The following is a 23,023-nucleotide window of genomic DNA, read 5'->3' as shown; positions in this document are numbered from 1 at the left end:
GATGTGCCGCATCGACACCGATCAGAGACCGACGCTGCCCCTCACCGGCGAGCGCACCGTCCCCGGCATCAGCCACGAGAACTACTGGTTCCGGCGCCACGAGGCGGTCTACCGGGCGCTGGTGCCGGACTGCCGCGAGGCCGTGGTGCTCGAGGCGGGCGTCGGCGAGGGCTACGGGGCGGCGCTGCTGGGCGGAGTCGCCGAGCGCGTGATCGGCCTGGAGCTCGACGCGCCGACCGCGGTCCACGTGGCGCGGCGGTACGGGCGAACGCTCGACGTCGTCCGAGCCGACCTCCAGGCGCTCCCGCTGCCGGACGCGACGGTCGACGTCGTCGTCACCCTCCAGGTGATCGAGCACCTCTGGGACCAGCCGGGCTTCCTGCGCGAGTGCGCCCGCGTCCTGCGTCCGGGCGGGCGGCTGCACTGCTCGACGCCGAACCGGCTCACCTTCTCCCCCGGCAACGCGCCGACCGACCGCCCGCTCAACCCGTTCCACACCTACGAGCTGGCCGCCGCCGACCTCGTCCCGCTCCTGACGGACGCGGGCCTGGAGGTGACGGCGGTGAGCGGGCTGCACCACGGACCGCGCCTGGCCGAGCGGGACGCCCGGCACGGCGGGTCGATCGTCGGGGCCCAGGTCGCGCTGGCGGTCTCGGGCGAACCCTGGCCGGCGACGCTGGCGGACGACGTCGCGGCGGTGGGGGTCGAGGAGTTCGATCTCCGCTGCGACGACGTCGACGCGTCGCTCGACCTGCTCGTCACCGCAGTAGGGCCGGGATGACGTCGGTGTGCGCGAGAAGCACTCCTCGTCCGCCGTCGGCTACCCCTCGGTAACGTGCGAGGTCCGGGGCGGACGAGAGGAGCGCGATGCCGCAGGAGGGCACGTTCTGCCTGGTGCTGCACTCCCACCTGCCCTGGCTGGCCCGCCACGGTGCCTGGCCCGTCGGGGAGGACTGGCTCTACCAGGCCTGGGCGCACTCCTACCTGCCCGTCGTCGACGTCCTGCACCGCCTCGCCGAGCGCGGCCACCGCGACCTGCTCACCCTCGGCGTCACCCCGGTGCTCGCCGCGCAGCTCGACCATCCCTACTGCCTGCACGCGATGCACGCCTGGCTCGCCGACTGGCAGCTGCGCGCCCACACCACCCACCGCCACCTGCCCGACGTCGCCACCCGCGAGCACCGCGCCGCCGCCGCGGCCCTGGCGACGTTCGAGCGGACCTGGCGCCACGGGGCGTCGCCGGTGTTCCGGACGCTGGCCGACGACGGTGTCGTCGAGCTCCTCGGCGGGCCCGCGACGCACCCGTTCGGCCCGCTGCTGCCCGGCCGCGTCCGCCGCTTCCTGCTCGACGGCGGGCTGCGCGACACCGCGCGGCGCCTCGGCCGGCGGCCCGAGGGGATCTGGGCCCCGGAGTGCGGCTACGCGCCCGGGATGGAGCACGACTTCGCCGCCGCCGGGGTACGCCGCTTCCTCGTCGACGGCCCCGCGATGCGCGGCGACACCGCGGCGGCGCACCCGGTGGACGGCACCGACGTCGTCGCCTTCGGCCGCGACCTCGAGGTGACCTACCGGGTCTGGTCGCCCCGCGCCGGCTATCCCGGCGGCGCCGACTACCGTGACTTCCACGCCGTCGACCACTCCTCGGGGTTCAAGCGGTACCGGGTCACCGGGAAGCGGGTCGGGGACAAGGCCCCCTACGACCCGGACCGCGCTGCCGCCGCCGTCGCGCGGGACGCGGCGGACTTCGTCGGCGTCGTCGTGGACCGGCTGCGCGGTCTGCGGGCGCGCCGCGGCCGGCCGGGGCTCGTCGTCGCCGCGTACGACACCGAGCTGTTCGGGCACTGGTGGCACGAGGGCCCGGCGTGGCTCGAGCAGGTCCTGACGCTGCTGCCCGCCGCCGGGGTGCACGTGACGACGCTGCGCGGCGCGGTCGAGGCGGGGCACGTCGAGGAGCCGGTGGTGCTGCCGGCGTCGTCGTGGGGCTCGGGCAAGGACTGGCGGGTGTGGGAGGGGACGGCCGTCTCGGACATGGTCGCCGACAACGACGACGTCGCCCGCCGGCTGCTCGCGGCCGTCGACGGCGTCCCGCGCTCGGCCGGACGCGACGCCGTGCTCGACACCCTCGCCGTGCAGGCCGCCCTGGCCCTCTCGAGCGACTGGGCCTTCATGGTCAGCAAGGACTCCGCGGCGCACTACGCCCGCGGGCGGGCCGCGGAGCACCGCGACCGGGTCCGCGAGCTCACCGACCTGCTCCCGGCGGGCCGGCACGCCGAGGCCGCCCGGCGCGCGGCGGCGTTCGTCGCGCAGGACGACCTGTTCGGCCACCTCGACGCCCGCGCCCTGGCCCGCAGCCGGGACCGCGCGCTGGTGGAGGTCGGCTGAGGTGCGGATCCTCCTGGTCTCGTGGGAGTACCCGCCGGTGGTGGTCGGTGGGCTCGGCCGCCACGTCGGCGCGCTCGCGACGCACCTGGCGGCGGCCGGACACGACGTCGTCGTCCTCACCCGCCAGCCCACCGGGACCGACGCGGCGACACACCCGACCACGGATTCGGTGGTGCAGGGCGTGCGCGTCCTGCGCGTCGCCGAGGACCCGCCGCACCTGGAGTTCGTGCACGACCTGGTCGCGTGGACCCTCGGGCTCGGGCACGCGCTGGTCCGGGCCGCGCTGCCGCTGCTGCGCGACTGGCACCCCGACGTCGTCCACGCCCACGACTGGCTCGTCGCCCACGCCGCGATCGCCTTGCGCGACCTGACCGGCGCCCCGCTGGTGGCGACGATCCACGCCACCGAGGCGGGCCGGCACGGCGGCTGGCTCTCCGCACCGCTCAACCGGCAGGTGCACTCCGTGGAGTGGTGGCTCGCGAACGCCGCCGACGCGGTGGTGACGTGCTCGCGGGCCATGCGCGACGAGGTCGCGGGGCTCTTCGACGTCGACCCGGACCGGATCACGGTGCTGCACAACGGCATCGACGCGCGGGGCTGGTCGGGGCCGCCGGACCCCGTGGCAGCAACGGCACCTTCCTGGCATCCGACGCCAGGACGGCGCCGCTCACCCGCCGACGGGACCCCGACCCTGGTCACCTTCGGCCGGCTGGAGTGGGAGAAGGGCGTCCAGGACGTCATCGCCGCGCTCCCGGCGATCCGGCGGGCCCACCCGGGGACACGGCTCATGGTGGCCGGCACCGGCTCGCACGCCGGCTGGCTGGCCGACCGGGCCCGCGCCGCGCGGGTGCGCCGGGCGGTGACGATGCTCGGGCACGTCGACGACGCCGCGCTCGCCAGCCTGCTCGGCCGCGCCTCGGCGGTGGTGCTGCCCAGCCGCTACGAGCCGTTCGGGATCGTCGCGCTGGAGGCGGCGGCGGCCGGGGCGCCGCTGGTGGCCTCCCGCGCCGGCGGGCTCGGCGAGGTGGTGCTCGACGGCGTCACCGGGCTCTCGTTCGACCCCGGCGACGTCGCGGGCTGTGCCGCGGCGGTCGTCGTGGCGCTGGACGACCCCGGGGCCGCGCGGCGCCGCGCCCTCGCCGCGCGGGAGCGCCTGAACACCGACTTCGCGTGGCCGACGATCGCCGCCGACACCGCCGCGCTCTACGCCCGCACCCCCTATCGGCGTGCTGTATTGAATCCGGGAGACCGGTCGTCGCCGCTCGGACGGCCGAAGATCCCGACCGGCAACGTGTTCGGACGGGGCTGACGCGGTTTCCGCCCGCGGTCGGCCCGGGCACAGAGCACTCGATGACCGCCACACCGGACGACCCCAGCGACGCCGTCGACGACCTCGAGGCGGCCACCGCCCGCCGTCCCGGGGGCGACACCCCGGATCCCGCGGAGGACGACGACCCACCGTCGCCGGCCTTCGACGTCGATCTCGACCCCGAGGACCAGGGCACCGCCGAGGCCGCCGCGGCGAACCCGGACTAGAGGTGCGCTGCGCGCCCGTGAGCACTTTCCGGGGCTATGACCCCGGAAAGTGCTCACGTGCGCGGAGCGCACCTCGGGCCTGCTTGCGGGCGATGTCGGCCAGCGCCGCGCGCTCCGACGCGGCGGCCTCGTAGTCGGCGACCCGGTCCCGGACGACCCGGGCGGGCGCCCCGACGGCGACCGCGTAATCGGGGACGATCCCCCGCACCACCGCGTGCGCGCCGAGCACGCACCCACGCCCCACCGTCGCGCCGCGCAGCACCGTCACCTTGGTGCCGATCCAGGTCTCCGGGCCGATCCGCACCGGGCTCTTGACGATGCCCTGGTCCTTGATCGGGGTGTGGATGTCCTCGTAGCGGTGGTCGAAGTCGCAGATGTAGATCCAGTCGGCGAGCAGCGTCGAGGCCCCGAACTCGACGTCGAGGTAGCAGTTCACGGTGTTCTCGGCCCCGAACACCGCCTTGTCGCCGATGCGCAGCGAGCCCTCGTGGCAGCGGATCCGGGTGCGGTCGCCGATGTGCACGAACCGGCCGATCTCCAGGCGCCCCAGCCCGGGCCGGCACTCCAGCGAGACGTCCTTGCCGAGGAACACCATCCCGCGCAGCACGATGTGCGGCTGGCGGACGCGGAGCCGGAGCAGCCGCGAGTACCGCACGAGATACCAGGGCGTCCACGCCCGGTGCCGGACGATCCAGCGCAGCGAGGCCCAGGAGAACAGCCGGACCTGGGCCGGGTCGTGCCGCGTCGCCCACCGCTCTCGGCTCCGACTCACCCGCCGGAGCGTACGGCGGACCGGTCCCCGGGGCGGCAGGATGCCCCGCGTGAGTGGCCCCCGGCAGAGCCCGACCGTCGCCGTCGTGGGCAGCGTCAACCTCGACCTGGTCGCCCGGGTGGAGCGCCTCCCCCGGCCCGGCGAGACGCTGACCGCGCACGGGGTCTCCCGCCACCCCGGCGGCAAGGGCGCCAACCAGGCGCTCGCCGCCGCCCGGCTGGGCGCCGCGGTGTCGCTCGTCGGCGCGGTGGGCGACGACCCGTTCGCCGATGAGGCGCTCGCCCTGCTGCGCGAGGGCGGCGTCGAGGTCACCGGCGTCGTCACCGTCGGCGACCGGCCCACCGGCACCGCGCTCATCCAGGTGGACGACGACGGGGAGACCACCATCGTCGTCGACGTGGGCGCCAACGCCGCAGTGACCGTGCCGGAGGACCTGCACGCCGACGTGGTCATGACCGTCCTCGAGGTCCCCGACGAGGCCGTGGCCGCCGCCGTCGCCACCCCGGCCTTCACGGTGCTCAACGCCGCGCCCGCGCACGCCGTCGCCGCCGAGGTGCTCGCCGGCGTCGACCTGCTCTCGGTCAACGCCGAGGAGCACGCGGTGCTGGGCCGCGCCGCCGACCTCGACGCCCTGCCCGCCGTCGTCGTCACCCACGGGGCCTCCGGGGCGACCCTGCACCGGTACGGCCGGGAGGTGGCGAGCGCGGCACCTCCGCCGGTCGACGCCGTCGACGGGACCGGCGCGGGCGACGCCTTCACCGCCGCCCTCGCGCTGGCGCTCGTCGAGGGTCTGGACGACGGGTCCGCGCTGCGGCGGGCGTGCGCGGTGGGCGCCCTCGCGGCGACCCGGGCGGGCGCCCAGCCGGCCCTGCCGACGCTCGCCGAGCTCGAGACGTTCCTGGCCGGGAGACGAAGCAGACAAGGGAGTAAGCCGAAAGGGGAGCCCGACCGATGATCGTGCCGGAGGCTCGATGACCCCGCTCATCGTCGACACCGACCCCGGCGTCGACGACGCCTTCGCCCTCGCCGTGGCCGCGCTCGCCCCGGAGGTGGACCTGCGCGCGGTCACCACGGTGCACGGCAACGTCGCCGTCGAGCAGACCACCGAGAACGCCCGCCGGCTGCTCGGGACGTTCGGCCGACCGGACGTGCCGGTGGGGCGCGGGGCGGGGCGGCCGCTGGTGCACCTGCTCGGGCGGCGCCCGGGTCGACTCTCTGGAGCTGACGTCCACGGCGACGACGGGCTCGGCGGCCGGTCGGGCGACTTCGGGCCGCCGGTCGACGAGTCGGAGCTGCGGGCGGTCGCGCTGATGGCCTCGGTCATCGAGGCCTCGGAGGAGCCGGTGACGATCGCGGCCATCGGGCCGTTCACCAACATCGCGACGCTGCTCTCGGCGCGACCGGACCTCGAGGAGCGGATCGGGCGGTTCGTGCTGATGGGCGGTTCGATCGCCTACGGCGGGAACGTGTCGGCGGCCGCGGAGTTCAACGTGTGGGGCGACCCGGAGGCCGCCCGGCGGGTGCTCACCGGGTCGAGCGTCTCGACGACGATGGTGCCCCTCGACCTCACGATGAGGATCACCCTGACCGGCGACTGGCTCGACGGGCTCGCGGCCACCGGTCCCGTCGGGGCGGCCCTGGCCTCCACCCGGGAGGCCTACCTGGCCGCCTACTCGGCCCGCTTCGGGCACGCCGCGATGGCGGTGCACGACGCCGTCGCGCTGCTGGAGGCGATCACCCCGGGGACGGTGTCGACGACGCCGCTGCCGGTCGACGTCGACACCTCCACCGGCCCGGGGCGCGGCACGACGATCGGCGACCTGCGCGGGGCCGAGGCGGAGGCCACCGACGGGGCCCGCCCCGTCGAGGTGGCGCTGGACGCCGACGCGGACGCGGTGCGCGCGGAGCTCTGGCGGCGGCTCAGCGGGTGAGCGGCGGGCGCCCCGCGCCGCCGGCGGCGCAGAGGTAGGCGCGGGCGCCCCGCCCGACCCGGGCGAGGACGACGGTCGCGGCGTGCGGTCCGGCGAGCTTGAGGCGGGGGCGGAGCCGGTCGGGGTCGACGTCGAGGCCGCGGACGAGGATCTCGACGCGGCCGACCTCGCGACGGCGCAGTGCCTGGCGGAGAGACTTCTCGGCGTAGGGGCCGTGCTCGAGGACCCGGAAGGCGCGGCCGACGTCGGGTGGGTGCTCGCCGGTGAGGTAGGCCAGGTGCTCATCGAGCCGGCCCAGGCCGTGGCGGGCGCCGAACTGGCGGACCAGGCCCGCCCGGACGACCGCGCCGTCGGGGTCGACGAGCCATTCCCCGACCTCGCGCACGTCGGCGGTGTCGTCGTCGGCATCGGTGAGCTCGTAGCTCGCGCCGTCGGAGCGCAGCACGGTGGCGCGCCGGGTGGGCCCGTCGGGCTCGACGAGCCCGGCCGACCACAGCGCCGCCTCCCGGACCCGCCCGTCGAGCGAGACGAGCTCGACCTCGCGGGCCCAGCCGACCAGGCCGAAGTCGAGCCCGGGCGCGGAGGAGACGACGAGGTCCGGCCCCGGGAGGGCATCGAGGGGCGGAGTCATCTCGTCCGGACGGCGGACCCGGCGGCCGGACGCGGTCCGTCGGGCGGGGTCCGCGACGAGGACGGCTCCTGGGCGCACCGCGGGCGCCAGCGCGTCCGCGCGCACCAGCCGCGCCCCCGGCACGTTGGCGCGCCCCATCGCGAGGCGGACCGGGTCGAGGTCCGACCCGACGACCCGGCCCAGCACCTGCGACAGCACCGCCGTCTCCACCCCGACCGAGCAGGTCACGTCGGCGACGACGCGGTCGCCCGCCACCGCCGCCAGCCGCGCCGCCCGGTGCCGGGCGACCGGGAGCGCCGTCGCCTGCTCCAGCGCGTCCGCCGTCCACAACCAGCCGTCGGGGAACCGGCCAGCGGCCCGGGCCCGCAGGAGCGCCGTCTCCACCAGCGCCGCCGCGTGCTCGTCACCCACCTGCCGCCGGGCCGCCCCGACGTCGCGCAGCGGGTCACCGCCCGGGGCGAACGCCGCCAGCGCCGCGCGCCCCGCGCCCGAGCACAGGAACCCGACGTCGTCGAGGGTGAAGCCGTAGGGCACCTACAGCGACACCGGCGGCGCCGGGCGCACCCCGGTGACCAGCGCGTTGTAGAACAGCCCGCGCGGGACGACTTTCGCGAGCACCGTCGCGTCGAGCCACGAGAGCCGCTGCCAGGCGCGGTAGGCGAACATCGCCCACGGCATGCCGAGCTTCTCCGGGGGCACCGCCGCCTCGAACGTCCGCACCGGCCAGCCGAACAGCGCCGCCGACAGCTCCTCGGTCACGCACCGCACGTCGACGGCACCCGCCGCGAGCGCGAACCGCTCGAGCCGGGTCGGGTCGAAGACGTGCTGGTCGACGACCGCCTCGAGCGCCGCCGCCCGCGAGGACTCGTCGAGCTCGGCCTGCGGACGCCGCCAGGAGCGCAGCGGACCCAGCTTCGTGAGGTTCGTGGTCGCCCACCACGTGGCCTGGCCGAGCTTGCGGGCGTAGAGGTCACCGATCCGCGTCGGCTCGCCCGCGAAGACGAACCGGCCGCCGGGCTTGAGCACCCGGAGGATCTCGCGGAACGCCTGGTCGAGGTCGGGGATGTGGTGCAGGACGGCGTGCCCGACGACGAGGTCGACCGACGCGTCGGGCATCGGGATCGTCTCCGCGTCGGCGACGCGGCCCTCGACGTCGAGCCCCAGCCCCTCTCCGTTGCGGACCGCGACCTCGACCATGCCCGGCGAGAGGTCGGTGACCGTGCCCTTCTTCGCGACCCCGCCCTGCATGAGGTTGAGCAGGAAGAACCCGGTGCCGCAGCCGAGCTCGAGGGCGTGCTCGAAGGGGCCGTGGTCGGGCGAGACGGCCCGGAAGCGCTCGACGGCGAAGGTGATGCAGCGCTCGTCGTACGAGATCGACCACTTCTCGTCGTACGTGCCCGCCTCCCAGTCGTGGTAGAGCACGTTGGCGAGCTTGGGGTCGTTCCGGGCGGCGTCGACCTCGGCCTGGGTGGGGTTCGCGTGGGGGGTGGCCATCCTCAGCGGCCCAGGAACTGGGCCTTGCCGGGCCCGTTCTCGACGAAGCTGCGCATGCCGATGACCTGGTCCTCGGTGCCGAAGAGCGCGGCGAAGACCTCGGACTCGAAGTCCAGGCCGTCGCGCAGGTCCATGCCCAGGCCGCGGTCGACGGCGTTCTTGGCGGCCGCCAGGGCCCGGGTCGGGCCGTTGGCGAACTGCTCGGCCCACGCCCGCGCCCGCGAGTAGACCTCGTCCGGCGGCACGATCTCGTCGACGATCCCCAGCTCGAGGGCCTCGGGGGCCTTGACGAAGCGTCCGCTGAAGATCAGGTCCTTGGCCTTCGCCGGGCCGATCAGCCGCGCGAGCCGCTGCGTGCCCCCGCCGCCCGGGATGATGCCGAGCAGGATCTCGGGCAGGCCCACGGTGGCGTTGTCGCCGGCGATGCGGCGGTCGCAGGAGAGCGCGATCTCGAAGCCGCCGCCCAGGGCGTAGCCGGTCAGCGCGCAGACCGTCGGCTTGGGGATCTCCGAGACGGCGCCGAAGCCGTGGGAGAGCTCGCGGGAGCGCTGCGCCATCTGCGAGTAGGACAGGTCGGCCATCTCCTTGACGTCGGCGCCGGCCGCGAGGACCTTCTCGCCGCCGTAGACGACGACCGAGCGCACGTCCTCGCGCTGCGCCGCCTCCGACGCGATCTGCGCCAGCTCGACGTTGACCTGCCGGTTCACCGCGTTCATCGGCGGCCGGTCCAGGCGGATGGTGCCGACGCCGCCGTCGACCTCGAGGCGCACGAACTCCGTCACTGGTTTGTCTCCTTCGTCGACGTGTGCGTGCGTTTCCGTCCTCTGGCACGGAAACGCACGCACGAGCGGAGCTAATACTTGCGGTAGGCCGTGAACCGGCCGCGGCGGCTGAGCAGCTCGAGCGGCTGGTCGAACGCCACGGAGAGGTTCTCCGAGGTCATCACGTCGTCCAGGAGCCCCTGGGCGACGATCCGACCCTCGCGCAGCAGCATGCCGTGCGTGAAGCCGGGTGGGATCTCCTCGACGTGGTGGGTGACCATCACCATCGTCGGGCCGTCCGGGTCGGCGGCCAGCGCGGTCAGCCCGGCCACCAGGTCCTCCCGGCCGCCGAGATCGAGGCCCGCGGCGGGCTCGTCGAGCAGGAGCAGCTCCGGGTCGGTCATCAGGGCCCGCGCGAGCAGCGTGCGCTGTCGCTCGCCCGAGGACAGCGTCCCGTACTCGCGCTCGGCCAGCGGGAGGGCGCCGAGCACCTCGAGCATCGCCTCCGCGCGCTCCTCGTCGATCGCCTCGTAGCTCTCGCGCCAGCTCCCGAGCACGCCGTAGCCCGCGCTGCGGACGACGTCGCGCACGATCTCGTCGGCGGGCACCCGCCCCGCGAGGCTCGCCGACGCGAGCCCGATCCGCTCCCGCAGGTCGAACACGTTGACCCGGCCCATCCGCTCGCCGAGCAGGTCGACGGTCCCCGTGGTGGCGTGCATCTCGGCCGCGGCCAGCCGCAGCAGCGTCGTCTTGCCCGCCCCGTTGGGGCCGATGACCACCCAGCGCTCGTCGAGCTCCACCGTCCACGTCAGGTCCGCGAGCAGCGTGTTCCCCCCGCGGCGCACCGAGATGTCCCGCATCCGGACGATCTCGTCGGCGTGCGGGCGGTCGCCCGGCAGAGTCGTCGGGGCTCCGACCGGGGAGTCGAGGTGCTGGGACGGCACCGGACGCGGGGCACTCACGTGGCCATCCTCTCCGATTCGGTTCACCGCGCACCGTGTGGGCCGGGGTCCGCATCGGGCACGATCGATCGTCATGCGCCCCACCAGCCAGGGGACCGTCGAGCCTGCGGCGGCCCTCCCGACCGACACGCCCGCCGGTGCCTCCCTCGACGACTCCGGGGTTCTCGCCGTCGCCGTCCCCGCCACCGCCACCGCGGAGGCCGTCGAGCTCTGCCTGCTCTCCGGGGAGGGCGAGCGACGGGTGGGGCTGGCACGCGACGCGAGCGACGGCTGGTGGCACGGGTCGGTCGCCGGGGTCGCCCCGGGGCAGGCCTACGGGCTGCGGGTGCACGGGCCCTGGTCACCGCGGACGGGCGTGCGTACCGACCCGGCGAAGCTGCTCGTCGACCCGTGGACCCGCCGTCTCGGCGGCCGGTTCACGAACCTGGCCGACGCCCTCGCGCACGCCGGCGACGACCCGTTCGGCCCGCGCTCGGAGGTGGACTCGGCCGGGTCGGTGCCGTTCGGGGTGGTGACGGGGCCGGTGTCCCCCGCAGCCCCCGCCGTGGAGCGGCCGCGCGTGCCGTGGCGCGACACCGTGCTCTACGAGACCCACGTGCGCGATCTCACGATGCGCCACCCCGAGGTGCTCCCGGAGCTGCGGGGGACCTACGGCGGCGTCTGCCACCCCGCCGTGGTCGAGCACCTGCGCCGCCTCGGCGTCACCACCGTCGAGCTGCTGCCGGTGTTCGCGAACGCCCCCGAGCCCTCGCTGATGGCGCGCGGGCGGCGCAACCACTGGGGCTACTCGACGCTGGCCTACCTGGCCCCCGAGGCGCGCTACGCCGCGGTGCCCGGGGAGGAGATCGCCGAGTTCCGCGCGATGGTCGACGCGCTGCACACCGCCGGGCTCGAGGTGGTGCTCGACGTCGTGTTCAACCACACCAGCGAGGGCGGTGTCGGCGGGCCGTCGCTGTCGTGGCGCGGGCTGGACGCCCCGTCGTGGTACCAGCTCGGTCCGGACGGCCACGACATCGACTTCTCCGGGTGCGGGAACACCCTGGACGCGGGGTCGCCGCTGGTCCGGGCCCTCGTGCTGGACTGCCTGCGGTACTGGGTGACGACGATGGGCGTGGACGGGTTCCGCTTCGACCTCGCCTCGACGCTGGGGCGTCCGGGCGGGTCGGCGTTCTCCCCGCTCGCGCCGCTGCTCTCCGAGATCGCCACGGACCCGGCGCTGGTCGGGGTGAAGCTCATCGCCGAGCCGTGGGACGCGACCGGCGAGGGCTACCAGGTGGGCGGGTTCGGGCCTGCGTGGGCGGAGTGGAACGGGCGCTACCGCGACGGCGTGCGCGACTTCTGGCGCGGGCACGGGCCGGTCTCGGAGATCGTCACCCGGTTCGCGGGCTCGTCGGACCTCTACTGGCCGGGCCGCGGCCCGGCGGCCTCGGTGGACTTCGTGACCGCCCACGACGGGTTCACGCTGCGCGACCTGGTCTCCTACGACCACAAGCACAACGAGGCCCACGGCGAGGACAACCGCGACGGCACCGACGACAACCGGTCGTGGAACTCCGGGGTCGAGGGCGCCTCCGAGGACCCGGCGGTCGTGGCGCTGCGGGCCCGGCGGATGCGCAACCTGCTCGCGACGCTCGGGCTCTCGGCGGGCACGCCGATGCTGCTCGGCGGCGACGAGCTCGGCCACACCCAGCACGGCGACAACAACGCCTACTGCATGGACGACGAGACCTCATGGCGGGACTGGTCCGCCGCCGACCCGGGCCTGGCCGCGTTCGTGGGACGGGTGTTCGCGTTGCGCCGGTCGATCCCGGAGCTGCGCCGCGACGACTTCTACTACGGGCACTCCGGACTCGCCGAGGGCGAGGTGCCCGACATCGCCTGGCTCTCCGAGACCGCCCGCGAGCTGGGGCCGGAGGACTGGTCGACCTCGCGGCGCACGCTCGTGGTGCGGGTCCGGTCGGCGTCGTCGCTGCTGGTGGTGCTGCACGCGGGGGCCGAGCCGGTCGAGGTGACCCTGCCGAGCCGGTTCGGGGACACGACCTGGGCCCCGGTGCTCGACTCCCGGTCCCCCGACGGTGAGCCGGTCGACCCGGCGTCGCTGGCGGGCGGGGCGCGGACCGTCGTCCCGCCGCACACCTTCCTGGGGTTCCGAGGTGCCTCCGGCTCGTGAGCGCTAATCCGCCCCATAGGACGGATTGGTGCTCACATGCGCGGAGCGCACCTATGCCGGGAGCACCACCTTCCCCAGCTCCACCGGCGAGGCCAGCAGCTCGTTGGCCGGCAGCACCCGCACCGTGTAGCCGAGCACGCCCGCGTGCGGCAGCGGCACCGTCGCCTCGAACAGGTCGTGCCCGGCCGAGTCGCCGACGTGGCCCATCCGCTCCACCACGGTCCCGGTGAGCTCGTCCGCGTCGTCCGCCCGCCCGACGACGGCCTGCACCAGCACGTCCGAGGCCGACAGGCCCCCGAGCTCCACCGACGCGCGCACCGTCATCGGCGCGCCCAGCACCGGAGTGTCGGCCGCCCCGCTCGCGTCCACCTCGGCCACCCGCACCGAGGGCCAGGCGGCGTCCAGGCGGGCCCGGAACTCGGCGAGCTCCTTCGCCCCCGCGAACGCGTCCGAGGACACCCGGCGGGCCGCGGCGGCGGCCGGCACGTACCAGTCGGTCACGTAGTCCCGGACCATCCGCGTGGCCTGGACCTTCGGTGAGAGCGTCGCGAGAGTGTGGCGCACCAGCGCGGTCCAGCGGTCCGGGACCCCGTCGGCGCCCCGGTCGTAGAACAGCGGCGCGACCTGGGTGGAGAGCAGGTCGTAGAGGGCGCTCGCCTCGATGTCGTCGCGGCGATCGGGGTCGTCGACGCCGTCCGCGGTCGGGATGGCCCAGCCGTTGCGGCCGTCGTAGAGCTCGTCCCACCAGCCGTCGCGCACCGACAGGTTGAGCCCGCCGTTGAGCGCCGACTTCATCCCGGAGGTCCCGCACGCCTCGAGCGGGCGGAGCGGGTTGTTGAGCCAGACGTCGCAGCCCCAGTAGAGGTAGCGCGCCATGGACATGTCGTAGTCGGGCAGGAAGACGATGCGGTGGCGCACCGCCGGGTCGTCGGCGAAGCGGACCATCTGCTGGATGAGCGCCTTGCCGGACTCGTCGGCCGGGTGCGACTTGCCCGCGATCACCAGCTGCACCGGTCGCTCGGGGTCGAGCAGCAGCGCGCGCAGCCGCTCGGCGTCGCGGAGCATCAGCGTGAGCCGCTTGTAGGTCGGCACGCGGCGGGCGAACCCGATGGTGAGGACGTTCGGGTCGAACACCCGCTCGGTCCAGCCCAGCTCGGGCTCCGAGGCGCCGCGGTCGAGCCAGGACGCCCGCACCCGCCGTCGCACCTCGTTCACCAGCCGGGCCCGCAGCGTCCCGCGCATCTCCCACAGCAGCGCGTCGGACACCCCGAACAGCTCCGGCCCCGCCCCGGCGGCGGCCGCGCCCGCGGTCATCCCGGCGATCTCCCGGGCGGTCCACGTGGGGCCGTGCACGCCGTTGGTCACCGAGCCGATCGGCACCTCCGGCGCGTCGAACCCGCCCCAGAGCGACGAGAACATGCCGCGGGAGACCTCGCCGTGCAGCTGCGAGACGCCGTTGGAGCGCTGCGCGAGGCGCAGGCCCATGTGCGCCATGTTGAACATCTCGGTGTCGTGCTCGCCCGCACGGCCCTCCCGGCCCAGGGCCAGCACCCGCTCGGTCTCGATGCCCGGCAGCAGCTCGGCGTCGAAGTAGTGCTGGACGAGGCCGATCGGGAACCGGTCGATCCCGGCGGGCACCGGAGTGTGCGTGGTGAACACCGTGCCCGCGCGCACCGCGGCGAGCGCCTGCTCGACGTCGAGGCCGGCGGCGGTCACCAGCTCGCGCATCCGCTCGAGCCCGAGGAAGCCGGCGTGGCCCTCGTTGGTGTGGAAGACCTCGGGCGCGGGGTGCCTGGTAACCCCGCAGTACGCCCGCACCGCCCGCACGCCGCCGACCCCGACGAGGATCTCCTGGCGGATGCGGTGCTCGGCGTCGCCGCCGTAGAGCCGGTCGGTGATCTGGCGCAGGTCGGCGTCGTTGTCCTCGATGTCGGCGTCGAGCAGCAGCAGCGGCACGCGCCCGACCGCCGCCACCCACACCCGCGCCCGCAGCACCCGGCCCTCGGGCATCGCGACGTGCACCAGGATCGGCGCCCCGTCGCCGTCGGCCAGCAGGTGCAGCGGCAGGCCCTGCGGGTCGAGGGCGGGGTAGGTCTCCTGCTGCCAGCCGTCGAGGGAGAGCGACTGCCGGAAGTACCCGGAGCGATAGAGCAGCCCGACCGCGATGAGCGGGACGCCGAGGTCGGAGGCCGCCTTGAGGTGGTCGCCGGCGAGGATGCCGAGGCCGCCCGAGTAGTTCGGGAGCACCTCCGAGACGCCGAACTCCATGGAGAAGTAGCCGATCCCGGCGGGCAGCCCGGACCCGGCCTTCTCCTGGTACCAGCGGGGCCCGGTGAGGTAGTCGCGCAGGTCGTCGGCGGCGGCCCGCACGCGCCCCACGAACCCGCCGTCGGCGGCGAGCTCGGTCAGGCGGGACGGCGGTACCTCGCCGAGGAGGCGCACCGGGTCGCCGCCGGCGGCGCGCCAGGCCTCCTCGTCGACCGCCGCGAACAGGTCCTGGGTGGGCCCGTGCCAGGTCCAGCGGAGGTTCGTCGCGAGGTCCTGCAGCGGCGCGAGGGGGGCCGGCAGCTGGGCTCGGACGGAGAATCGGCGCAGAGCTCTCACGGGCCGCCAGCCTAGGCACACCCTCCCGACGCGCCGTCATCGCCCGCCCCCGCTGGATCGATTCCACCACTACGCTGCGTCGCGTGAGCGTGCTGGGGAAATGGTGGGGCTCCGGACGACGTGCCGAGGACGCCCCGGGCGGAGATCACGAGGACGACGGGGAACCGGGGACCGGACCCGCGAGCGGTGGGTTCGACCTCCTGCCGGGGGGCACGGAGGAGGCCTCACGCCGCCGGACCGGGCCGTGGAGCGGCCGCTTCCGGGCGGTGCTGACCGGCCAGCGCGACGAGGGTCCCGACGCCGGGCGTGGTCCGGTCGCGGACGACGGCCCGGGGGTGCCCTCGACGCCCGAACCGTCGGCCGACGAGCTCCCACCCCGCTACGACCCGCGGGCCCCCGCCCACCGCGGCCCGCTGCCGGGCTGGGGCTCGGCGCGCGACGTCGAGCTCGGCCCGCCCCCGCCCCCCGACTCCCCGGTGAACCCGGGCTCGCCGTCGGGACCCATCCCCGTCCTCGGGCACGCCGGGAGCGGGCGCTCCGGCCCGTCGGTCGCGCTGGCTGACGATGACGCCGACCCCGCGCTCGAGGCCTCCATCGCCGCCGGCCCGACGATCCCGTCCGCCCCGCTGCCCTCGGTCGCCCACCAGACCCCGCGCGCGACCCGTCCCACCGCGCCGTCCTCCCCCGCGGGTCGCGCCGGTCAGGGCCCCGCGAACCGTCCGGGCCCGTCGGAGGGGTCCGGACCCGCGGCGCCCGCCTGGTCGCGGTCGAGCCCGACCGGCGGCTTCCGCGCGGTCGTCCCGCCGTGGCGCCGTCCGGTCGTGCCGCAGTCCTCCGCCGAGCCGCCGCTCCCCCTCGACGACGAGGCGCCGACCGCGCTGACCCGTCGTCCGGGCGCTCGAGCGGCATCGAACGCGGCCACACCGGGTAGGGCGCCCGACATGACCTCGTCGTCGCCCGACCGGCCGACCGACGACCACGGGACGTCCGCACCGGACGGACCCGTGGCCGACGACGCGCCGACGGCCACCACGGCGGCCGCCGGACGGCACGCGCGCTCCGTGTCGGCGTTCGCCGCGCCCGAGCCGGACGCCCCGTCCTCGGCCCGGGACCCGCTGGGCCCCGTCGCGCCCGTCGCCCCCGTCGCCCCCGTCGCCCCCGTCGCCCCCGTCGCGCCCGAGCCGCCCGCCGCGGCGGTCGACCCGGGGGACCCCGGCGCGCCCGTCGGTGCCGCGGACCCGCTGGACCCGGCGACCCCGGCCGCCACCTGGGCCGCGTCGGCATCGACATCCTCATCCGCCCCGGCCACGCCTGACGTCGAGGCCCCCGGGACGGCCGACGCCCCCGGGACGGCCGACGCGCCCACCCCGGCGGCCGAGGACACCCCCGCCGTCGGGGAGCCCGACGTCGCGACCCCCACCGCCGCGGAGACCGCCCCGGCGACCCCGGACGAGGCGCCCGCGGCCACCGTCGCCCCGGCCCTGGCGCAGGTCGACCCCACCCCGGACTCCGACCGGCCGACGCCCTCCCCCGCGACCGAGCCGATCGCCTCGGAGCGCGCCCGCCTGGCCCAGGGCCGTCTCGGGATCGACGCGGTCAGCCCCGAGGTCTCCGGCGGACGGTTCCCGTCCAAGGCCGTCGTCGGGGAGGTCGTCCCGGTGCAGGCCACGGTCTGGCGCGAGGGCCACGACGCCGTGGCCGCCACGCTCGTCTACCAGCGCTGCGCGGACGTCGACCACGCCGACGCGAGGGCGGTGGCGGTCGCGCGCGTCGTGGGCGAGGAGCGCACCGTGCGCATGGCGAACCTGGGGCCGGAGACCGACCGGTTCGGGGCGAGCCTGGTCGCCGACACCGAGGGCGTGTGGCGGTTCCGGGTCGACGCCTGGAGCGACCCGTGGGCGACGTGGCGCCACGCCGTCGAGGTCAAGGTCGCCGCCGGCCAGGGCCCCGGTGAGCTCGCGAACGACCTGGAGAGCGGGGCGCGGCTGCTCGAGCGCGGCGCCGGCCAGATCGAGGAGCGGGCGAGCGCGGCGGACGTCGCGGAGCAGCCCCTCACCGAGACGACGACCCCGATCGACATGCCGCCGACGCTGGTGTTCGCCACCGAGCTGCGGGAGGCCGCCGCCTCGCTGCGCGACACCGACAAGGGGCTCCCGGAGCGGCTCGCGAAGGCCCTCTCGGAGCCGGTGGCGCGCACGATGGTCGAGCGCCCGGTGCGCGACCTCGTCACCCGCGGCGCCGACCACCACGTGCTCGTCGAGCGGCCCCGCGCCCTCGACGGCGCCTGGTACGAGTTCTTCCCGCGCTCGACCGGCGGGTGGGACGACGAGGGCCGCCCGGTGCACGGCACGTTCGCCACGGCCCAGCGCGAGCTGGAGCGGGCCGCGGCGATGGGCTTCGACGTCGCCTACCTGCCGCCGATCCACCCCATCGGCAGCGTGAACCGCAAGGGCCCGAACAACACGCTGACGCCGGGTCCCGACGACGTCGGGTCCCCGTGGGCGATCGGGTCCGCTGAGGGCGGGCACGACGCGGTGCACCCGCAGCTGGGGACGATCGACGACTTCGACGCGTTCGTCGCGCGGGCGCACGAGCTCGGCCTCGAGGTGGCGCTGGACTTCGCGCTGCAGTGCGCCCCTGACCACCCGTGGGCCGCCACGCACCCGGAGTGGTTCACGGTGCGCCCCGACGGGACGATCGCGTACGCCGAGAACCCGCCGAAGCGCTACCAGGACATCTACCCGGTCAACTTCGACACCGACCCCGAGGGCATCTACCGGGAGTCGCTGCGGGTGGTCCTGTACTGGCTCTCGCACGGCGTGCGGATCTTCCGGGTGGACAACCCGCACACCAAGCCCGCCGACTTCTGGGCCTGGCTCATCGCCAAGGTCCACGAGGTCGACCCCGGCGTGGTGTTCCTCGCCGAGGCGTTCACCCGCCCCGCGCGGCTGTTCGGGCTGGCCAAGGCCGGGTTCAGCCAGTCCTACACGTACTTCACGTGGCGGACCGGCAAGGACGAGATCCGGGAGTTCTTCGAGCTGCACCGGGACCGGCTCGACGAGTGCCGACCCAACTGCTTCGTCAACACCCCGGACATCCTCCACGAGTCGCTGCAGGTCGGCGGGCCCGGCATGTTCGCGATCCGGGCGACGCTCGCGGCGACGCTGGCGCCGAGCTGGGGGGTGTACTCCGGGTTCGAGCTCTTCGAGTGGCAGCCGGTGCGCGCCGGCAGCGAGGAGTACCTGGACTCGGAGAAGTTCCAGCTGCGCCCGCGCGACTTCGACCGCGCGCTGGCCGAGGGCCGCAGCCTGCAGCCCTGGATCACCCGGCTCAACGAGATCCGCCGGGCGCACCCGGCGCTGCGCCAGCTGCGGACGCTGCGCTTCCACGACGTCGACAACGACGCGCTGCTCGCGTACTCCAAGACCGACCCGATCACCGGGGACACGGTGCTGTGCGTGGTGACGCTGAACCCGTTCGGCGCCGAGGAGGGCACGCTGCGCCTCGACATGGCGGCGCTCGGCCTGGACCCGTTCGCCCGCTTCGGCGCGTTCGACGAGGTCAGCGGGCAGGTCTTCGACTGGGGCCAGGCCAACTACGTGCGCCTGGAGCCCTGGCGCGACGTCGCGCACGTGATCCACGTGCAGAAGCGGTAGCGGGGCCGCCCCTCCCGGACCGCACGAACGGCCGGTTCGTGACCTTCGATGGTCACGGACCGGCCGTTCGTGCGTTCGGGGGTCGCGCCCGTCAGGAGCCGGCAGCAACGCGCGCACCGCCGCGTCGATCGCCGGCCGGCGCACCGCGTCGGGCTCCCAGTGCGGCAGTGCGTCGCCGCCCTCACCTGAGCCCGCCATGTGTGAGCGGCGCCGTCCTCGCATCCAACGCCAGGAACATGCCGTTGCTGGCACGGAGCGGGCCCCGACCCTCGTGGGTGAACGGCGCCGTCCTGGCATCCAACGCCAGGAACGTGCCGTTGCTGGTACGGAGCGGGCCCGGGCACTTTCCGGCCCCGCCAGGCGTTGGACACCGTGAGACACCCTGGAGGTCCCCGTGCTCGTCCTGGTCGCCCTGCTGGCCTACATCGCCCTCGAGATCTGGGTCCTGGTCCTGGTGGGCCACGTGATCGGGCTGCTGGGCCTGCTGGGGCTGCTCGTCGTCTCCGCGCTGGTGGGTGCGTGGGCGCTCACGCGGGAGGGCCGGCGCTCGCTCGAGGACCTCGGACGAGCCGTGCGCTCCGGCCGCCCGGCCGAGGCCGAGGTGGCCGGCGGGATGTACCTGGCGCTCGCCGGGGTCCTGCTCGTCGTGCCCGGCCTGATCTCCACCGTCGCCGCGATGGTGCTGCTCGTCCCGCCGGTGCGTCGGGCGCTCGCCCCCCGGGCCGCCGCCCGGGCCGTCCGCGCCGGGAGCGCGCGCATGGGCCCGTCGGTCACCGTGGTGGGCGTCGGAGCGCCGGGCGGGTACGGCCCGTGGGGGCCCGCCGCCGCGCGCGATCCGTGGCGGGGCCGGGTGATCGAGGGCCAGGTCATCGACGCCGCGGCAGCCGACGACGACGCCCCCGGCGGGGAGGGGACCGGCCGCACGCCCGGTGGGGGCTGACCACTAGCGTGACGCCTGATGAACGAGGGGATCGGGGCGGTCCGCGCGAGCGGGCCCGACACCAGCACCAGCGGCAGCGTCGCCGCGCCACGCGGACCCGAGGAGATCGCCGACCCGCTCGCCGAACCCTCGTCACACGACTTCCGCTCCGCCCGCGAGCTCCCCGTCGAGGAGGGCTGGTACAAGCGCGCGGTCTTCTACGAGGTGCTGGTCCGGGCGTTCGCCGACTCCAACCGCGACGGCTTCGGGGACCTGCCGGGCCTCACCGACAAGCTGGACTACCTCGCCTGGCTCGGGGTCGACTGCCTGTGGCTGCCGCCGTTCTACGACTCCCCGCTGCGTGACGGCGGCTACGACATCCGCGACTACCGCAAGGTGCTGGGCGAGTTCGGCACCGTCGAGGACTTCGTGGAGTTCCTCGATCAGGCCCACGCCCGCGGCATCCGCGTGATCACCGACCTCGTCATGAACCACACGTCCGACCAGCACTCCTGGTTCCAGGAGTCCCGGCGCGACCCCGAGGGGCCCTACGGCGACTTCTACGTCTGGTCCGACGACGACACCCGGTGGTCCGGGGCGCGGATCATCTTCGTCGACACCGAGTCGTCGAACTGGACCTACGACTCGGTGCGCGGCCAGTTCTACTGGCACCGCTTCTTCTCCCACCAGCCGGACCTCAACTTCGACAACCCCGCCGTGTGCGAGGCGATGATCGACGCGCTCCGGTTCTGGCTGGACCTCGGCATCGACGGCTTCCGCCTCGACGCCGTGCCGTACCTCTACGAGCGCGACGGCACCAACGGCGAGAACCTGCCGGAGACGCACTCGTTCCTGCGCCGGGTGCGCAAGGTCGTCGACGACGAGTACCCGGGCCGGGTCCTGCTCGCCGAGGCCAACCAGTGGCCCGCGGACGTCGTGGAGTACTTCGGCGACGCCGAGATGGGCGGGGACGAGTGCCACATGGCGTTCCACTTCCCGGTGATGCCGCGCATGTTCATGGCGCACCGCCGCGAGGAGGCGACGCCGATCTACGAGATCCTCGAGCGCACGCCGCCGATCCCCGACAACTGCCAGTGGGGCCTGTTCCTGCGGAACCACGACGAGCTGACCCTCGAGATGGTCACCGACGAGGAGCGCGACTACATGTACTCCGAGTACGCGAAGGACCCGCGGATGCGGCTCAACCTTGGGATCCGCCGGCGGCTCGCGCCGCTCCTCGACGCGGGCCGTGACGAGATGGAGCTGATGCACGCGATCCTCTTCTCGCTGCCCGGCTCGCCCGTCCTCTACTACGGCGACGAGATCGGGATGGGCGACAACGTCTACCTCGGCGACCGGGACGGCGTCCGCACGCCGATGCAGTGGACGGGCGACCGCAACGGTGGCTTCTCACGCGCCGACTTCGCGCAGCTCTACCTGCCGCCGCTGATGGACCCCGTCTACGGCTACCAGGCGCTGAACGTCGAGCAGCAGCTGCGCACGCCGACCTCGCTGCTCCGGTGGCTCCAGCGTTTCATCGCGCTCCGGAAGGAGCACCCTGTCTTCGGGCTCGGTTCCTACGAGCCGCTGGAATCCGACAACCCGCGCATCTTCGCGCACATCCGCCAGTACGAGGAGGACACCGTCCTCTGCGTCCACAACCTCGCCCGCTCGGCCCAGGCCGTCCAGCTCGACCTCTCGCGCTTCGACGGTATGGTCCCGGAAGAGATGAGCGGGCGTTCGCGCTTCCCCGCCATCGGCCGCCTTCCCTATCTCCTGACGCTCAGCCCGAGGGGATTCTTTTGGTTCCAACTGAAGAAACCGGAGTGACCGCGACCGCGTTCGACGAGGCGGAGCTGGTCGAGCACGTCACCGGCCAGCGCTGGTTCGGCTCGAAGACGCGGGACGTGACCGGCGCGCACCCCATCGACACGGTCGTCCTCCCGTCGACGACGGAGCGGGTCGTGCTCGCGCTCGTCGAGGTGCGCTTCGACACCGGGATGCACGACGTCTACCAGGTGCTCGGGGCCGAGCGGGACGGGCGGCTCTCCCTCGACGTGCTCGGCGACCCGGCCGTCGCCTACGAGATCGTGCGGCTGATCGGCGCCGGCGCGACCGAGCAGGGCGCCGAGGGCGCCGTCGAGTTCACCACCGTCCCCGGCGCGACCGTCGAGCCCGATCCGGAGACGATGCGCGCGATCGAGGCGGAGCAGTCGAACACGTCGCTCGTCTTCGGCGACGAGCTGATCTTCAAGGCCTACCGCCGGCTCGAGGCGGGGATCAACCCCGAGCTCGAGCTGATGCGGTTCCTCACCGAGCACGGCTTCCGGAACTCGCCGGCGCTGATCGGCTGGTACGAGTACGTCGGCCGGCCGCTCGAGGCGACGCTCGGCGTGCTCCAGGCCTTCGTCCCCGGCGGGATCGACGGCTTCGACCTCGCGCTCGACGAGCTGGGCGAGGACCCCGACCGGTTCCTGCGGCGGCTCGGCCGGCTCGGCCAGGTGACGGGCGAGATGCACACGGTGCTCGGCTCGGAGGCCGATGATCCCGCGTTCGCGCCCGAGGAGCCGAGTACGGAGTCGCTCGGGCTCCTGACCGCGACGATCGACGAGGAGATCGAGCGCATCTTCAGCGCGCTCCCAGACGACCCGGCGCTCGCGCCGATCGCGGGCCGCAAGCAGGACGTGCGCGAGCGGCTGATGATGCTCTCGCAGGTCGGCGCGATCGGCCGCGTGATCCGCCAGCACGGCGACTACCACCTCGGCCAGGCGCTCTGGGCGGACGACGACTGGACTGTCATCGACTTCGAGGGCGAGCCGGCGCGCTCGCTGGCCGACCGGCGCCGCAAGCGCTCGCCGCTGCGCGACGTCGCCGGGATGCTGCGCTCGTTCGCGTACGCCGCGTCGGCGTCCCGCATCCAGCGCCGGGTCGAGCCGCCCGGGGACTGGGAGGCGCGGGCCCGCGCCGAGTTCCTCGGCGGCTACCTCGAGACCGTCGACCCGAACCTGCTCCCGGCCGGGGAGGACGCGATCATGCGGCTCCTCGCGATCTTCGAGCTCGAGAAGGCGGTCTACGAGCTGCGCTACGAGCTCGACCACCGGCCCGACTGGCTCTCGATCCCGGTCGCGGGCATCGAGCGGCTCCTGAACGAGGTGGAGTGATGACGACGGTCGACCGCGCGAACCCGCACGGCACCCTCGGCGCG

General features: G+C 74.8%; 17 protein-coding genes. 11 read left to right on the top strand and 6 right to left on the bottom strand.

Annotated elements, in window-relative coordinates; translation table 11 throughout:
- Nucleotide 1 precedes the first annotated feature (1 nt).
- The 4 genes from VGH76_RS22495 (at nucleotide 2) to VGH76_RS22480 (ending at nucleotide 3,918) form a co-directional block, all read left to right on the top strand.
- The gene (locus tag VGH76_RS22495) at nucleotides 2-781 is read left to right on the top strand and encodes a class I SAM-dependent methyltransferase (protein ID WP_331558956.1); all 780 of its coding nucleotides are present in this window, start codon (nucleotides 2-4) and stop codon (nucleotides 779-781) included.
- 86 nt (nucleotides 782-867) lie between these two features.
- On the top strand, nucleotides 868-2,382 hold the full coding sequence (locus VGH76_RS22490) for a 1,4-alpha-glucan branching protein domain-containing protein (protein WP_331558955.1): 1,515 nt from the start codon (nucleotides 868-870) through the stop codon (nucleotides 2,380-2,382).
- A 1-nt stretch (nucleotide 2,383) separates the two neighbouring features.
- On the top strand, nucleotides 2,384-3,691 hold the full coding sequence (locus tag VGH76_RS22485) for a glycosyltransferase family 4 protein (protein WP_331558954.1): 1,308 nt from the start codon (nucleotides 2,384-2,386) through the stop codon (nucleotides 3,689-3,691).
- Between the two features lie 41 nt (nucleotides 3,692-3,732).
- Nucleotides 3,733-3,918, top strand: a complete 186-nt coding sequence (locus VGH76_RS22480) for a hypothetical protein (RefSeq protein ID WP_331558953.1) — start codon at nucleotides 3,733-3,735, stop codon at nucleotides 3,916-3,918.
- 34 nt (nucleotides 3,919-3,952) lie between these two features.
- On the opposite strand, the gene VGH76_RS22475 is transcribed toward VGH76_RS22480, so the two are convergent.
- A complete protein-coding gene (locus VGH76_RS22475) occupies nucleotides 3,953-4,690 on the bottom strand; it encodes an acyltransferase (protein ID WP_414637785.1) in 738 nt (245 codons plus the stop codon).
- 49 nt (nucleotides 4,691-4,739) lie between these two features.
- Here VGH76_RS22475 and VGH76_RS22470 point away from each other — a divergent pair, with 49 nt between their 5' ends.
- Together VGH76_RS22470 and VGH76_RS22465 are read left to right on the top strand one after the other, a co-directional pair.
- Nucleotides 4,740-5,645 carry a PfkB family carbohydrate kinase gene (locus VGH76_RS22470; RefSeq protein WP_331558952.1) on the top strand — a complete coding sequence of 302 codons (906 nt, stop codon included), beginning with the start codon at nucleotides 4,740-4,742 and terminating at the stop codon, nucleotides 5,643-5,645.
- A gap of 16 nt (nucleotides 5,646-5,661) precedes the next feature.
- The gene (locus VGH76_RS22465; protein ID WP_331558951.1) at nucleotides 5,662-6,621 is read left to right on the top strand and encodes a nucleoside hydrolase; all 960 of its coding nucleotides are present in this window, start codon (nucleotides 5,662-5,664) and stop codon (nucleotides 6,619-6,621) included.
- On the opposite strand, the gene VGH76_RS22460 is transcribed toward VGH76_RS22465, so the two are convergent.
- The 4 genes from VGH76_RS22460 to VGH76_RS22445 form a co-directional block, all read right to left on the bottom strand.
- On the bottom strand, nucleotides 6,611-7,786 hold the full coding sequence (locus VGH76_RS22460) for a class I SAM-dependent methyltransferase (RefSeq protein ID WP_331558949.1): 1,176 nt from the start codon (nucleotides 7,784-7,786) through the stop codon (nucleotides 6,611-6,613). The two genes, VGH76_RS22465 and VGH76_RS22460, sit on opposite strands and share 11 nt — an antisense overlap.
- Complete coding sequence (locus VGH76_RS22455; protein ID WP_331558948.1) at nucleotides 7,787-8,746, bottom strand: class I SAM-dependent methyltransferase; 960 nt, start codon at nucleotides 8,744-8,746, stop codon at nucleotides 7,787-7,789.
- A gap of 2 nt (nucleotides 8,747-8,748) precedes the next feature.
- Nucleotides 8,749-9,528: an enoyl-CoA hydratase/isomerase family protein gene (locus tag VGH76_RS22450; protein ID WP_331558947.1), complete on the bottom strand. Its 780-nt coding sequence runs from the start codon at nucleotides 9,526-9,528 to the stop codon at nucleotides 8,749-8,751.
- Nucleotides 9,529-9,599: 71 nt separating this feature from the next.
- Nucleotides 9,600-10,367, bottom strand: coding sequence for an ABC transporter ATP-binding protein (locus VGH76_RS22445; RefSeq protein WP_331559025.1), 768 nt, complete (start codon nucleotides 10,365-10,367; stop codon nucleotides 9,600-9,602).
- A 175-nt stretch (nucleotides 10,368-10,542) separates the two neighbouring features.
- Between VGH76_RS22445 and glgX the strand changes: the two genes are divergently transcribed.
- Nucleotides 10,543-12,639: a glycogen debranching protein GlgX gene (glgX, locus tag VGH76_RS22440; RefSeq protein WP_331558946.1), complete on the top strand. Its 2,097-nt coding sequence runs from the start codon at nucleotides 10,543-10,545 to the stop codon at nucleotides 12,637-12,639.
- Between the two features lie 51 nt (nucleotides 12,640-12,690).
- On the opposite strand, the gene glgP is transcribed toward glgX, so the two are convergent.
- Nucleotides 12,691-15,243 (bottom strand): alpha-glucan family phosphorylase, encoded by a 2,553-nt coding sequence (glgP, locus tag VGH76_RS22435; protein ID WP_331558945.1) that lies wholly within the window; start codon nucleotides 15,241-15,243, stop codon nucleotides 12,691-12,693.
- Between the two features lie 1,565 nt (nucleotides 15,244-16,808).
- Here glgP and VGH76_RS22430 point away from each other — a divergent pair.
- The 4 genes from VGH76_RS22430 to VGH76_RS22415 all read left to right on the top strand — a co-directional run bounded on the left by VGH76_RS22430 (nucleotide 16,809) and on the right by VGH76_RS22415 (nucleotide 22,979).
- Nucleotides 16,809-18,899 (top strand): alpha-1,4-glucan--maltose-1-phosphate maltosyltransferase, encoded by a 2,091-nt coding sequence (locus VGH76_RS22430; protein ID WP_331559024.1) that lies wholly within the window; start codon nucleotides 16,809-16,811, stop codon nucleotides 18,897-18,899.
- 394 nt (nucleotides 18,900-19,293) lie between these two features.
- Nucleotides 19,294-19,839, top strand: coding sequence for an FxsA family protein (locus VGH76_RS22425; RefSeq protein WP_331558944.1), 546 nt, complete (start codon nucleotides 19,294-19,296; stop codon nucleotides 19,837-19,839).
- 18 nt (nucleotides 19,840-19,857) lie between these two features.
- Nucleotides 19,858-21,648, top strand: a complete 1,791-nt coding sequence (treS, locus tag VGH76_RS22420; RefSeq protein ID WP_331558943.1) for a maltose alpha-D-glucosyltransferase — start codon at nucleotides 19,858-19,860, stop codon at nucleotides 21,646-21,648.
- Complete coding sequence (locus VGH76_RS22415; RefSeq protein WP_331558942.1) at nucleotides 21,645-22,979, top strand: phosphotransferase; 1,335 nt, start codon at nucleotides 21,645-21,647, stop codon at nucleotides 22,977-22,979. Before treS ends, VGH76_RS22415 begins: the two co-directional genes overlap by 4 nt.
- Nucleotides 22,980-23,023: the final 44 nt, after the last annotated feature.

This window comes from Actinomycetospora sp., assembly GCF_036497585.1.
GTDB lineage: Bacteria > Actinomycetota > Actinomycetes > Mycobacteriales > Pseudonocardiaceae > Actinomycetospora.
This window is presented reverse-complemented; position numbering and strand designations above follow the sequence as displayed.

Coding starts and splice junctions, on each gene's coding strand:
- VGH76_RS22480 (WP_331558953.1), top strand. CDS start 3,733: ATGACCGCCACACCGGACGACCCCAGCGACGCCGTCGACGACCTCGAG.
- VGH76_RS22455 (WP_331558948.1), bottom strand. CDS start 8,746: ATGGCCACCCCCCACGCGAACCCCACCCAGGCCGAGGTCGACGCCGCC.
- glgX (WP_331558946.1), top strand. CDS start 10,543: ATGCGCCCCACCAGCCAGGGGACCGTCGAGCCTGCGGCGGCCCTCCCG.
- VGH76_RS22445 (WP_331559025.1), bottom strand. CDS start 10,367: ATGCGGGACATCTCGGTGCGCCGCGGGGGGAACACGCTGCTCGCGGAC.
- VGH76_RS22495 (WP_331558956.1), top strand. CDS start 2: ATGTGCCGCATCGACACCGATCAGAGACCGACGCTGCCCCTCACCGGC.
- VGH76_RS22465 (WP_331558951.1), top strand. CDS start 5,662: ATGACCCCGCTCATCGTCGACACCGACCCCGGCGTCGACGACGCCTTC.
- treS (WP_331558943.1), top strand. CDS start 19,858: ATGAACGAGGGGATCGGGGCGGTCCGCGCGAGCGGGCCCGACACCAGC.
- VGH76_RS22490 (WP_331558955.1), top strand. CDS start 868: ATGCCGCAGGAGGGCACGTTCTGCCTGGTGCTGCACTCCCACCTGCCC.